Source organism: uncultured Marixanthomonas sp. (assembly GCF_963974425.1).
In the GTDB taxonomy this organism is placed as follows: domain Bacteria; phylum Bacteroidota; class Bacteroidia; order Flavobacteriales; family Flavobacteriaceae; genus Marixanthomonas.
This window is the reverse complement of the sequence record NZ_CAXBCK010000003.1, coordinates 17,434-31,495: the sequence shown is the minus strand read 5'-3', so window position 1 is coordinate 31,495 and position 14,062 is coordinate 17,434. Positions and strand designations below refer to the sequence as shown.

Here is a 14,062-nt window from a genome sequence, read left to right as displayed (position 1 = left end):
AAAACTGCCTACTGAGCACTGAATTTTGTATTTTTGTAGTATGTTATTTCCAAAGAAAAGAATAGAGATTGAAGAAGGCGATTTTTACCTAACGCCCGAAGGCTACAAATGTTTTACCGAGCAATACCACTTAAAACGGGGTTATTGCTGCGAAAGTGGTTGTAGGCATTGTCCATATGGATTTAACAAAAAAACCAATTCAAAGAACAATCAATAAACCCAATCCACCTCTTCCATTGCGAAAAGATTGGCGTATAAAAGAAAAGAGTTATATGACATTCAAAGAGACTATACAACAAGGCATTCCAGATCAATTACCAAAAGCAAAAGCCTACGATATGGAACGCAACCATGCCCCTAAACGTAAAGAAATTCTTTCTTCAGAAGAAAAGAAACTTGCGTTGCGTAATGCCTTACGATACTTTGATAAAAAATACCACACTACCCTCCTACCCGAATTTAAAGCAGAGTTAGAAAAATACGGACGCATCTATATGTACCGTTTTCGCCCAGATTACACCATGTACGCTCGGCCTATTGATGAATACCCAGGAAAAAGTCAACAAGCAAAGGCTATTATGTTGATGATACAAAACAATTTAGATTATGCGGTGGCGCAACACCCCCACGAATTGATTACCTACGGTGGAAACGGAGCTGTTTTTCAAAATTGGGCACAGTATCTGCTAACGATGCAATACCTTTCGCAAATGACCGACGAGCAAACCCTTGCTATGTATTCGGGTCACCCTATGGGTTTATTCCCTAGCCATAAAGATGCTCCCCGAGTGGTTGTTACTAACGGGATGATGATTCCTAATTATTCTAAGCAAGATGATTGGGAGAAATTCAACGCATTAGGAGTTACTCAGTATGGACAAATGACAGCTGGTAGCTTTATGTATATTGGTCCGCAAGGTATTGTTCACGGAACAACTATTACTGTTCTCAATGGTTTCAGAAAGATTAAAAAGCAACCACAAGGAGGCTTATTTGTTACTTCAGGACTTGGAGGAATGAGTGGTGCACAGCCCAAAGCTGGAAATATTTCAGGCTGCATAACAGTTTGTGCCGAAGTAAATAAAAAAGCAACCCAAACACGCCACGAGCAAGGCTGGGTAGATGAAGTGATATCAGACGTAACAGAACTTGCCAACCGGGTGAAAAAAGCCATTTCAGAAAAAGAAACCATATCTATCGCTTACGATGGCAATGTGGTAGATGTCTGGGAACATTTTGCTGAAGCAAATATTAAAATTGATTTAGGAAGCGACCAAACATCACTACACAACCCTTGGGCCGGAGGATATTACCCTGTTGGGATGAGCTATGAAGAAGCCAACGATATGATGGCTAACAATCCTGAAATCTTTAAAAATAAAGTTCAAGAAAGCTTGCGTCGTCAAGCTGTAGCCATCAATAAACACACAGAAAAAGGAACCTATTTTTTTGACTACGGAAACGCTTTTCTTTTAGAAGCTTCTCGTGCTGGTGCTGATATTCTTTCAGAAGAACCAAATAAGGAGTTTAGATATCCTTCGTATGTACAGGACATTATGGGACCTATGTGTTTTGACTATGGTTTTGGCCCATTTCGTTGGGTATGTGCATCAGGAAAACCAGAAGATCTTCAGAAAACAGACAATATCGCTTCCGAAGTACTTCAAGAATTAATGAACGATTCGCCTAAAGAAATCCAACAGCAAATGCAGGACAACATTAATTGGATTGAAGGAGCACAAGAAAATAAACTGGTAGTAGGCTCACAAGCACGTATTTTATATGCTGATGCCAATGGGCGTACCCAAATAGCCGCTGCTTTCAACAAAGCTATAAAAGAAGGCAAAATAGGTCCTGTAGTATTAGGTCGAGATCATCACGATGTTTCTGGTACCGATTCTCCGTATCGAGAAACTTCCAACATCTATGATGGAAGTCGTTTTACAGCCGATATGGCTATACAGAATGTAATTGGCGATAGTTTCCGCGGGGCAACTTGGGTAAGCATACACAACGGCGGTGGTGTTGGTTGGGGCGAAGTGATAAACGGCGGTTTCGGCATGGTTCTTGATGGTACTATAGATGCACAACGACGGTTAGAAAACATGTTATTCTGGGATGTAAATAACGGAATTGCACGCCGCAGTTGGGCACGAAACGACGGAGCGGTCTTTGCCATAAAAAGAGCCATGGAAAACAATCCAAATTTACAGGTAACCCTCCCCAACTTCGTAGATGATGATTTACTTTAAAAACAATAAATTATGAAAGCATTAAAATTTATACCCCTTCTACTCTTATTTGCTTTTGTAGCTTCTTGTACCTCTGTAAGAGTTGCAACCGACTACGATAGAAAAGCAGATTTTAACAGTTACAATACCTTTGCGTTTTATAAACCTGGTATTGATAAAGCAGAAATAAACGATTTAGATAAAAAACGTATCCTCCGTGCTATCGATGCCGAATTAGCTGCTAAAGGACTATCCAAAAACAAATCGGCCGATCTTTTGGTAAGTATTTTTACAAAAGAGAATGAACGTGTAGATGTATATAACAATAACTTTGGCTACGGTTGGGGTTGGAATCCATGGTATTATGGAGGATATTCTGGAAATACAGTTTCCCGTTCTACTGAAGGGAGCCTTTATATAGACCTTATTGATGCAAAAACCAACGAACTAGTGTGGCAAGGGATAGGCAGTGCTCGCCTTATTACAAGTGGTAATATTGACGACAAAGAAGAACGCATTCGAGAAATTGTAAATGAAATTTTAGCGGAATATCCCCCCGGAGCAATGCAACAATAAAAAAAAGCCCTCGAAAATCGAGGGCTTTTTTTTATGACTTTTCTAAGCTATTTCCTATAAAACCCACCTATGTTACATACGTTATACACTTTGTTACATTGGTAATAGTACTACCTCTTTTCTACCTATAAATTTGTTTCAATGATATTGACCCCTTAAAAAAAGAGGGTATTGCCCCAGGCAACTACAAGTCTTCACCTGCTGAAAATCAAAACAGTGCGCGCTACTTTTGATGACAGTAATTTAATGAACAATTTAAAACTTAGTATTATGAAAACAATTTTTACTTTTTTAGGGATGCTGCTTTTTACAGCAGTACTTGCACAAGATAAAATCTTTGTGCATACCGCCACGACAGAAAACATTTCAGCCGATGCCACTTTTATTGATCATCCCGACCTTAACGGTAACCCCAGTGCTGGTATATTGGAAGTGCACAATTTCTCTCCATTGGGTGTTTACAACGATCGCGCAACTGGGCTGTTTTACAGTTCCACGCAAAATAAATGGACCATCTACAATGAAGATTCATCGCCCATGGTAGAAAATAGCAGTTACAATGTCTATATTGGCGACCCATCAAATTTTATAACCCATATCGCTACAGTAGGGAACCAAGGATCTTTTGGGGGCTATACTACCGTAATTGACGACCCAGATTTTAATGGAAGCGACCCAGGACCGTATGCCGTGTTTTCAACTTACTACAACCCCAACAGCGAACGCAATGACAATCAATTTGGGTTTTATTACGATACAGCATTGGACAAACGTGGTATTTATGAAGAAGGTACAACAACAATTCCCGATGGAGCAGCCTTTAAAATATTGAAAACAGGTGGAACTGGTACAAATCGTACTACTCATGTAGCATCGGCCGCCAATACAAGCGGGCATATTACAACCATAGATCATCCAGACTTGAACGGAAACCCAGACGGTGCTTTTGTGTTTAGTCATTACTGGGGCGTTAACGGTCCTGACACACAAGTGAGCTTAGATGCAAATTTGAGCGTTTGGTACAATGGCAGCAACTGGACTATCTATTGTGAAGACACCACTGTGGCAATCCCTGAAAACCTAGCCTTTGATATTATAATAGCAGATCGAGAAGTATTGGGTGTTGAAGAAAACCAATTGGTGGCAGCTAGCGTTACCATGTTTCCTAACCCAACAAGTGGAGTTGTTACCTTTGATTCAAAAGAAGTAATTTCTAATATCGGTATTTACAACATATTGGGTCAAGAGGTAAAGCAAATATCTGGAAAAAATAGCAATAACCTAACCATCGACATATCCGGACTTGCAGCAGGAAATTACATTGCTAAAGTGCAAGCAGGAACAGCTGTTGAATCTGTAAAGCTAATCAAGTTATAATATTTGTTTTTTTTGTTTAGTATTCTAAAGAGAAGTGTTTAGGCACTTCTCTTTTTTTAGTGGTAATAACAAAAAGGCTGCCCTACAATAGAACAGCCTTCTGAAAATAAAACTGAGGAGTACTTTAGTTTTTAACCAATTTTATACTTTTTGAAAGCCCGTTGCCGGTTTTCAATTGCATAATATATATCCCAGGAGTCCAACTTTGAACATCAATGTTTATTTGAGTGGTTCCGTTGTAAGTTTTATTGACAACCTGTTGACCTAACATATTGTATATTGCAGCTTGCTCGATAGCTACGGTACTGTTAAGTGTTATTTCATTTTGCACCGGGTTGGTATAAGTAAATGATGCATTTGAAAATTCCTCTACACTCAGTTCTTCATCTACAACATTCTGGGCATATATTTTAGATCCGTCCCCTTTGTCTTCCATAAAAACCGCTACGCTTTGGTTATTTACTGGCATTGTATATTGTACACGGCCTTTATTTGCTGAAAAGGTAGCGATAGGCATTGTTTCTTCTGCCCAAACAAAATTACCATTCTCATCAACGTAAACCGAATTTAATGTCGTTGGTGTTGCTCCATTATCAGCTCCCTCTTTGTTAAGGAAAAGTGGACTGTCATCTTTTAAGTAAAGACTTCCGGCGTGCACTTTTTCTGAACCAAGCGGGAAAACCTCTTTAGCGTTATCGGTAAACTGTCTTGCACCGGTTTCTTTATCAAATTTTTGGACAAATTCACCATATTGATCTTGTACGCTATTTGTAAAGGTTGATATAGCCCAAACATATTGTGAGCCAGGTTGAAATGCAACCTCCGTACTCATCTCATAGTCTGTTTGTTCTACATCAAAATCAACTCCGTTAATTCCCCATGGAAGTGTTCCATCAGGGCTAATGCGCTGTAAAAATGAATCAAAACGGTTGTTTGCAGCAGAAAAATAGCTCATATACACCACATCTCCATCCTGTGTTCCCGCATAATTACGATTAAAAGCAGTTAAGCCTTCAGCTAGCTGAGTAGCTTCCGCCCAAACTGCATTACCGTCTGCATCATACCGTTGAGCATATAAATTTGAGTTTATACCACTTAGTAATGAATGGAAAACAGCGATTATATCACCTCCCGAAATCTCAAAGAAGTTTGCAGGCGCTGTAAATCCTGATTCTAACGCTATAGGCATAGTTGAGGGCCAAATTGCACTTCCTGTCTCATCATACTTTTGCATTACAGTTCCGGTTGAAGCCAACCAACTAATTATAACATCTCCATTAGATAGTGGTAAAATAGTTACTTTATTACCACTACCAACATTTACTCCATTTGAATCCCATAAGGAGTTTCCATCGCTATCAAACTTAAATACATAAGCGGGGTCGCCACCACCGGTACCAGTAACACCTATATATAAATTGTCGTCAGCATCAACAACCATATTCCATAATACTGTAAAGGTTCCCATTGGTATTTGATCGCTCACTAACATCCCATCTGTACCAAGGGTTTGGTTTCCGTCTGCATCTAAAATTTGCATGCGTAACTCAATATTGGTGGGTGCTCCTACGTTTTTCCAGAAAACCACATAAGTCATTCCATCAGAAGTGCCTTTGGCCTGCATATCAAGTGCTTCAGATTCTGCAACCAAGGTGTTCATATCAGTTTCGGTTGTCCATTGTGCTTGGGCAACAAAAACTGTTAACAAAGTAAAAAGTGTAATAATCGTTTTCATATGTTTCATTTTAATTAGATTTTGGTTTAGTTTTATCGTTTTTATTCAATTCTTTGATAAGCTTTTTCAAAGCGTTCTTTTTGTCTTTGCTATTTTCTAATAACTCATCCAAATTATCTTCTTGATCTTTCTTTTTCATTTTTTTCGTTTTGGGTTTCAAAACTTTTTCAAATGTATGCGCTGCTTAGAGCTACACATAATATTTAGACCTACTAAAATCACTCATAGCTAAAAAATAACCATAGAATTAGCACTCAAATAATTTTAATTATTTGATTTTCAAATACTTTATATTCTTGTAAATTTATACCCTTTATTGTCCGAAGCTTGACAAGTAAGCAGATAATTCAACATCAGAGTGGGTGATTTCTAATTTTTTCCGAAGTCGTGTGCGGGCATTTTCAATAGATTTTGAAGATTGTCCTGTAATTTGTGCAATCTCTTTTGAAGTTAGATTTAGTTTTAACAGAGCACACAAACGTTTATCTTTTGAAGTTAAATCGGGGTGTTTTTTGGAAAGGCTTTTATAGAAAGATTCGTGAACTTGTTCAAAGCGCATTTCAAATTCTTCCCAAATATTACTATTTGTATCACGCTTTAATCGCTTGGCGATATAATCAATAGCTTGTTGCGTTTCCTTTTTAGCAGCTTTACGTTTAACTTCTTTAAGGTCTTGTAGAATCTCTTCGATAATTTCGGTACGGTGTATTTCTACCATAGCCTTACCTATTAGCTCTTTATTTTTTAACTGAAGATTGCTGTCGAGCTCTTTTTGCTTGGCAACCGCTAATTGTTTTTCAAGTTTGGTGTTTCTCAATTTATTTCTAAAACGCACCAATAAAATGCCTAATAACAACAAGCCAGCAAGAAGAATTAAAAGAATAATGTAATTTCTAAACCGCTGCTTGCCTTCCTTTAAATCACGGATTTCTTCCTTGGTTTTATATTCTTGTTCAATCTTTATTTTTTCAACATTGGCCGTCTTTTCTTCTATATTTAAACTATCCCTTACTTGATCATATTTCTGAAAGTATTCTGCAGCGTTTTTATAATCCTTCTTTTCTAGATAATTTTTATAAAGGGTTTGCAGAGCTGCTTGATTTTCGAAGCTAAATTTACTTTCGGCTAGTGATTTATTGGCTTTTGTAGCGTAAACGATGGCAGAATCTAATTGATATATCTTTTCGTAATACGTAGCAACCGAATTATAAATCCACCCTTTAGACTGAGACCGCTGACTAGTATCCTTTTCTATATAATTTGTTGCTAAAGCAAAATGCTTTTGTGCTTTTTGCAAACTGTCTTTTAAAAAATAAACCCTTCCTAAGTTACCATTAAGATACGCTTTCAAATACGTTTCACCCGGGACCTTTTTTAATAATTTTTCTGAACGCTTATAAAAATAACTAGCCGAATCAACTTGGGAGTTTAAATAGCTAGTCCCTAAATTATTCAATATTTTTGCTAACAGAACCGTGTCGTTTTCTTTCTCCGCGTAACCATAGAGTTTTTTAAAAAAGAAACGTGCTTTTTCCGGCTCTTTAATTCTCCCGTAGGTTACTGCTAGGTTCTGTTCAAGAGTTATAGCTAAATCAGAAGAGGGTTGATTTTGGTAATGATCGTACGCTTTTAGGTAATATTTCAATGCAATATCGAGCGCATCTTTACTAAAAAAAAGGTCTCCAGCTGCATTATAATAATTGGCTATTACTTCTTCAGAACCTGAATTGACAGCACTCTTTTTGGCAATATTTAAATAGTATAACGCACGATCCCAATCATCATTCTTTAATTGAGAAGCTATAGACACACTAATTTTAGACTTTTCAACTTCTGAGGAAGCATTAGCTAAACTATCTACCAATACAGAAACAGGCTCTTGAGCCATTCCTGAAAAAGTAATTAGGAAAATAAAAAGTATTCGAAGCAACATAATAAAAATTACCTCGAAAGATACAGAAATTTAATAATTCAATAATGCTTCAATTTTAGCTTTCACCTTTTCAGTAGAAGGAATCATTGTTTCTTCTAACGTTGAATTTAATGGAATTGCAGGCATATTTTCACTACCAATTATCATAACGGGTGCATCTAATTGCTGAAAACACTCTTCTTGAATTCTACCTTGCAAGGCTCTTGAAAAACTATTATCTGAAGGTTCTTCGGTTACCACCAAACATTTTCCGCATTTTTTTACCGACTTGAATACCGTTTCATAATCCAATGGATGTAACGTCCTAAGATCAACTATTTCAATACGGTCTTCCATTCCTAATTCCGCCGAAGCATTAACCGCCCAATGTACCCCCATCCCGTAGGTAATGATGGAAAGGGTTTCTTCATCTTCTTGTTTCCAGATTTCTTGTAGCAACCACGCTTTCCCAAACGGCAATACATAGTCTTCTGCTGGCTCTAGAGATGTAGCACCTTTAGTTCCTTTTACTTTACTCCAGTATAATCCTTTGTGCTCAAAAATAACCACTGGGTTAGGATCGTAATAAGCCGCTTTCATTAAGCCTTTTAAATCAGCACCGTTACTTGGGTACGCAATTTTAAGTCCACGAATGTTCGTCACCACACTTTCTACCGAAGAAGAGTGATACGGACCACCGCTACCATACGCACCAATAGGCACGCGAAGAATCATCGATACTGGCCATTTTCCGTTAGATAAATAGTTGCTTCGGCTTACTTCGGTAAATAATTGATTCAGTCCTGGCCAAATATAATCGGCAAATTGAACCTCAACGATGGGTTTTAAGCCAACAGCACTCATCCCAACCGTAGAACCTACGATAAAAGCCTCTTGTATTGGGGTGTTAAATACACGGTTATCACCAAACTTTTGTGCCAAGGTAGCCGCTTCCCTAAACACGCCTCCTAAACGACCGCCTACATCTTGTCCGTACAACAAACACTCTTTGTGTTTACCCATCAACTCTTCAATTGCAAATAAGGCACAATCTACCATCACTACTTTTTCACCACCTTCTGGTGATCGCTCTCCTTTTTCTTCAGTAATTTCGGTAGGCGCAAAATCGTGTGTAAATAAGTCTTCCGGTTTAGGATCTTCAGCCTTTAAAGCTTTTTCATAATCCTTTTGAACCGATTTTTGAATGTCAGTTTCTAGTTCTGAAAGTTCTTTTTCAGAAAAATCATTATCCAATAATAACTTCTTAAGCTTTGGATATGGATCACGAGACCTTGCTTCATCCAGATCATCTCTATAAAATTCCATCCGAACACCCGATGTATGGTGATTCAATAACGGAACTTTAGCGTGAACTAAAAACGGGCGACGCTCCGTTCTAATTTTTGAAATTACCTCTTGAAGGGTATTGTAGCTTTCTTCAAAGTCAGTCCCGTCTATAGAAACCGCTTCCAAACCATGAAACCCCGCAGCGTATTCATAGGCATTTTGGGCGCGCGTTTCGGCTTCATTTGCTGAAATATCCCAACCATTATCTTGCACTAAATACAAAATGGGTAATTGCTTTAAAGCCGCCATTTGAAAGGCTTCTGCAATTTCACCTTCCGTTACAGAAGCATCACCTAAAGAACAAACCACAAAAGGTTGCTCCTCATCTTTATTATGTAAGTTTTCAGTCTCTTTGTACCACATCCCCATCGCCACTCCAGTTGCCGGAATAGCCTGCATTCCTGTTGCACTACTTTGATGCGGTATTTTAGGTTTATCATCATCCCGCAAACTTGGGTGTGAATAATACGTTCGCCCAGCTGAAAAGGGATCGTCTTTTTTTGCCAAGACTTGCAGCATTAAATCGTACGGTTTTATCCCTATTGATAATAAAATAGAATCATCACGATAATACGGAAAGGCATAATCTTGGGGCTTTAGCTGCATCCCAAGGGCGGTTTGAATCACTTCATGCCCTCGCGAAGTTGCGTGTACATATTTTGAAACCGTTTTAAAATTTTCTTCATACAACTCGGTCAAAGACTTAGCCGTCACTAAATTTTTAAATGCTTTCTTTAATATATCTTTTGAAATCTTCTTCATCTTAAAATTTTCTTTTTGTATCAAATTGCTCCATATTATCAGCCACTCTTCTTAAAAAAGAGCCGGCTAAATATCCATCTACAATGCGATGATCAAAGGATAATGATAAATACATCATGTGTCGAACTTCAATACTATCTCCGTCTTCACGTTCCATAACTTCGGCTCGTTTTTTTATAATTCCAGTAGCTAAAATAGCTGCTTCCGGTTGATTGATAATGGGGGTTCCCATTAGACTTCCAAAGGTTCCCACATTACTAATTGTAAACGTACTACCTTTGGCATCATCACCTTTCAACTTGTTATCTCTGGCTTTTCCTACTAACTCATTGGTTTTTTCAGCAAGGGCTTTTAAATCTTTTTTATCGGCTTCTTTTACAACTGGAACGATTAAATTTCCGGAAGGTAAAGCGGTTGCCATCCCTATATTTATTTCTTCTTTTACAATAATGTTTTTCCCATCAAGACTAGAATTAATCATTGGGAAATCTTGAATCGCTTTTGCTACTGCTTCAATAAAAAGCGGTGTAAACGTCAGCTTTTCATTGTGCTTTTCTTTAAAAGCAACCTTGTTCGCATTTCGCCAATGTACCATATCAGTCAAATCTGCTTCTACATAAGCAGTTACGTGTGGTGCCGTTGTTGCGCTAAAAACCATATGATCTGAAATCATTTGGCGCATGCGATCCATTTCAACTATTTTACCAGTTCCTTTATCAAATTTTAAATCGGGAACCTGAAAGCCTGAAACTTCAGGTACGGGTTGTGCAAACTTAAACGGGCGCCCTTCTTCAATATAGGTAATCACATCGCTTTTACGAAGACGACCTTCCTTGCCAGTACCAGGAATTCTAGCCAATTCTTCGTAACTAATGTGATTATTTCTAGCTATACTTTCTACTAACGGACTTATAAATACATTTTCGTTTACCCTAAATGCTAAAGATGCGTTTGCTTTATTGCTTTTTGCTTCTTTGGAAACAGAAGGCTGGACTTCTTTCTTTTTTGAAGTTTCAGGTTTTTTAGCCGTCTTTGACTTTTTAGAGGAACTCTTTTCTTCTGAAAGATTTAAAATAGCAATTACATCCCCTACAGGAACTACTTCTTGTGCAGCTTTTATATGTTCAATCATAATACCAGAAGCAGGCGCTGGCACTTCATTATCTACTTTATCGGTTGCTACTTCACAAAGAATATCGCCTTCTTCAAAAGAATCGCCTTCGTTTACTAACCAATTAATGATAGTTCCTTCAGTAATACTTTCACCCATTTTGGGCATCTTAAATTCCTGCTTAGGCATATTTTATTTCTGTTTTTTATGAGTTTCGTAAATCAATAATTCGTTTGAGTTTGCCTCCTTCGCTTTTAGGTATTTCGCCATAACAATTTAAGGTTACGTTCATACTCAACCCGACTGTGTCTTTAATATTTTTTTGCAGCTTATTAGAAATTGAAACCAGTTGTGCATTATTACCTGTATCCTCTTTTGTAAATCCATTGCCATAGCCCAATTCTTGTTGAAACTCAAGATTTGTTTCTACTTTTACTTCAACGCGGTCTGACAATCCTTCTTTTGTAACAACTAATTGATAACTGGGAGCTAATTGGGTGTATTCTTTAAATACCTCTTCTACTTGTGTATGAAATAGATTTACACCTCTAATAATTAACATATCGTCTGCACGCCCTTTAATAGTACTCATTTTTATATGTGTTCGAGAACTACTTTCGTTGTACGAAAGACTACAAATATCGTTTGTCCAGTATCGAAGAAACGGCATGGCTTCTTTTGTTAAGGTCGTAAACACCAAAACACCTTCTTCTCCATATGGAAGCGGCTCTCCCGTATCTTTATCTACCACTTCTGGATAAAAATGATCTTCCCAAACATAGCTACCGGTACCACGCTCATTATAGGCCTCCTGTGAAACTCCAGGCCCTATAATTTCACTAAGACCATAAATATTGGTTGCTTTTACACCCAAAGAGGTTTCTATATCTTTTCTAATAACATCGGTCCAAGGTTCTGCACCTAATATGGCATATTTTAAGTTAAGATCGGAAACTGATAGATTTCTTTTTTCTAATTCAAAAGCAATAGTTTGTGCATAGGATGGGGTACAGCAAATTACTTCAGGTTGAAAATCTTGTAGCAACCTAATTTGTCTGTCTGTCATGCCTACTGAAACAGGAACAACAGTCATACCTAATTTCTCTGCTCCATAATGAATACCGATTCCTCCAGTAAAAAGTCCATAGCCATAGCTATTATGCATTTTCATCCCCGGTTTTGCCCCACCAGCCGCCAAAGATCTTGCTACTACTTCGGAAAAAAGTTCTAAATCTTTCTTTATATAAGCAACGACTGTAGGCTTACCCGTAGTTCCGCTTGAACAGTGTATGCGTGCTAATTTATCTTGAGGAAGCGTTAAAAACCCAAAAGGATACTGATCCCGTAAATCTGTTTTTTTAGTAAAAGGAAGTTTATGAATATCGGCTATAGATCGTATTTTAGAAATATCCACACCTTTTTCGTCAAATTGATTCTTATAAAATGGAACATTCTTATAAACCCGGTTTACTAAGCTCACCAGACGTTCACTCTGTAATTTCCGTAGTTTTTCTAAAGGAAGTGTCTCTATTTCTTTGTTAAACATATAATCTATTTATTATTATTTTCTGAAGTCACTCAATGTCTTATAAAAATCTTCCTGATTAGGTCTGTTCTTCGGAATTTCCCGTAAGGGTTCTACTTCTTTCAAACTCTCGTGACAGTCGGTAGGTAATTGCTGGTATAAGCGTGTTCCAGCTGTTTTCCAGTCTATCATTTCGTCTGAAATATCCTTAATAGCTTTTGCAGGATTACCAACTATCAATTTTCGTTTTGGAAATACCGTTTCTGCTTTTACAAACGCCATAGCGCCAACTATACATTCGTCACCAATTTCAGCATCATCCATAATCACACTGTTCATACCAATTAAACAATTACGCCCTAAGTTAGCGCCGTGAATAATGGCACCGTGACCTACGTGTGCACTTTGTTTAAGCACAATACTTTTACCAGGAAACATATGTACCGTGCAGTTCTCCTGAACGTTTACACCATCTTCCAGAATAATTTCACCCCAATCGCCACGAATAGCCGCTCCAGGCCCTATGTAACAGTTTTTACCAATAATTACATTGCCAGTGACTGCTGCCAACGGATGTACAAAACTGCTTTCGTGAACTACGGGTATGTGACCTTTAAAGCTGTAAATCATAAGTAAGAATGATAAATTTTAAATGAAAAATGTAAAAGTCCTATAAATACTTTATAATTATAAATTTTTCGGTTTTACATTCTACATTTTTCAGTTTATTTAAAACGTTTTAGTTTCTCTTTTGTAAAGGAAGAAAGCACTAAGCGCCCGCTTATTTTGGCACGTTCTTTTAATAATTCATCCCAATCTTCGGTTCCTCGCCAGAACATTTGTTTCATTTCTTTTACTGCTTCGGGATTGTAGCCGCAAAGTTGTTCTGCTAAAGCTTGCACTTCTTCGTCTAGCTCTTCGGTCGTTTCAAAAACCTTGGTAAATAAACCTTTATCTCTCGCCCATTCTGGTGAATAAAATGAATTGGCATCGATTGCTATTTGCGACATCCCGCTGGCTCCAATTTTTCGTTGTACTGCAGGACCTACCACAAAAGGACCAATACCTAGGTTCAGCTCACTCAATTTTATAGCTGAAAACTTAGTTGCCATTGTATAATCCATCGCTGCTGTTAGACCAACACCGCCACCGACGGTTTTTCCTTGAACACGACCAATAATAAACTTAGGGCATTTGCGCATCGCGTTGATTACATTAGCAAAACCACTAAAGAATTTTTCGCCTTCTTGTTCATTTTCGATAGAGATAAGCTCTTTAAAACTGGCTCCTGCACAGAAAGTTCTATCGCCTCCACTTTTTACAACAAGTACCAAAACCTCATCGTTTTGACCCATTTCAGTGATGGTATTTGCGAGTTTTGCAAGAATATCTCCTGGTAGTGAATTGTGAGCAGGGTGAAAAAATTCTATCGTTGCTATTCCTTTTTCTATGGTATGTTTTACGTATGGTTGTTGTTCTGACATAA

General features: G+C 37.8%; 12 protein-coding genes. 4 read left to right on the top strand and 8 right to left on the bottom strand.

The features are described from left to right. The first annotated feature begins 40 nt into the window (after positions 1–40). The 4 genes from AACZ92_RS01290 (at position 41) to AACZ92_RS01275 (ending at position 4,184) form a co-directional block, all read left to right on the top strand. Positions 41–217 (top strand): DUF5522 domain-containing protein, encoded by a 177-nt coding sequence (locus AACZ92_RS01290; RefSeq protein WP_339696067.1) that lies wholly within the window; start codon positions 41–43, stop codon positions 215–217. 55 nt (positions 218–272) lie between these two features. Further along, complete coding sequence (locus AACZ92_RS01285) at positions 273–2,252, top strand: urocanate hydratase (RefSeq protein WP_339696064.1); 1,980 nt, start codon at positions 273–275, stop codon at positions 2,250–2,252. 12 nt (positions 2,253–2,264) lie between these two features. Continuing rightward, complete coding sequence (locus tag AACZ92_RS01280) at positions 2,265–2,807, top strand: DUF4136 domain-containing protein (RefSeq protein WP_339696061.1); 543 nt, start codon at positions 2,265–2,267, stop codon at positions 2,805–2,807. Between the two features lie 270 nt (positions 2,808–3,077). Further along, positions 3,078–4,184, top strand: a complete 1,107-nt coding sequence (locus AACZ92_RS01275; protein ID WP_339696058.1) for a T9SS type A sorting domain-containing protein — start codon at positions 3,078–3,080, stop codon at positions 4,182–4,184. 124 nt (positions 4,185–4,308) lie between these two features. Here the strand turns inward: AACZ92_RS01275 and AACZ92_RS01270 are convergent, their stop codons facing one another. From AACZ92_RS01270 to AACZ92_RS01235, 8 genes are all read right to left on the bottom strand, one after another. Beyond that, positions 4,309–5,919: a T9SS type A sorting domain-containing protein gene (locus AACZ92_RS01270; RefSeq protein ID WP_339696055.1), complete on the bottom strand. Its 1,611-nt coding sequence runs from the start codon at positions 5,917–5,919 to the stop codon at positions 4,309–4,311. Positions 5,920–5,929: 10 nt separating this feature from the next. Continuing rightward, positions 5,930–6,058, bottom strand: a complete 129-nt coding sequence (locus tag AACZ92_RS01265) for a hypothetical protein (RefSeq protein WP_339696052.1) — start codon at positions 6,056–6,058, stop codon at positions 5,930–5,932. Positions 6,059–6,232: 174 nt separating this feature from the next. After that, entirely contained in the window at positions 6,233–7,852 is a 1,620-nt protein-coding gene (locus tag AACZ92_RS01260; RefSeq protein ID WP_339696049.1) for a hypothetical protein, read from the bottom strand. A gap of 30 nt (positions 7,853–7,882) precedes the next feature. Further along, entirely contained in the window at positions 7,883–9,940 is a 2,058-nt protein-coding gene (locus AACZ92_RS01255) for a thiamine pyrophosphate-dependent enzyme (protein WP_339696046.1), read from the bottom strand. A 1-nt stretch (position 9,941) separates the two neighbouring features. After that, entirely contained in the window at positions 9,942–11,240 is a 1,299-nt protein-coding gene (locus AACZ92_RS01250; RefSeq protein WP_339696043.1) for a dihydrolipoamide acetyltransferase family protein, read from the bottom strand. Between the two features lie 16 nt (positions 11,241–11,256). Continuing rightward, positions 11,257–12,597 carry an AMP-binding protein gene (locus AACZ92_RS01245; protein ID WP_339696040.1) on the bottom strand — a complete coding sequence of 447 codons (1,341 nt, stop codon included), beginning with the start codon at positions 12,595–12,597 and terminating at the stop codon, positions 11,257–11,259. A 15-nt stretch (positions 12,598–12,612) separates the two neighbouring features. Further along, the gene (locus AACZ92_RS01240; RefSeq protein ID WP_339696037.1) at positions 12,613–13,206 is read right to left on the bottom strand and encodes a transferase hexapeptide repeat family protein; all 594 of its coding nucleotides are present in this window, start codon (positions 13,204–13,206) and stop codon (positions 12,613–12,615) included. A 95-nt stretch (positions 13,207–13,301) separates the two neighbouring features. Further along, positions 13,302–14,060: an enoyl-CoA hydratase/isomerase family protein gene (locus tag AACZ92_RS01235; protein ID WP_339696034.1), complete on the bottom strand. Its 759-nt coding sequence runs from the start codon at positions 14,058–14,060 to the stop codon at positions 13,302–13,304. Positions 14,061–14,062 lie beyond the last annotated feature (2 nt).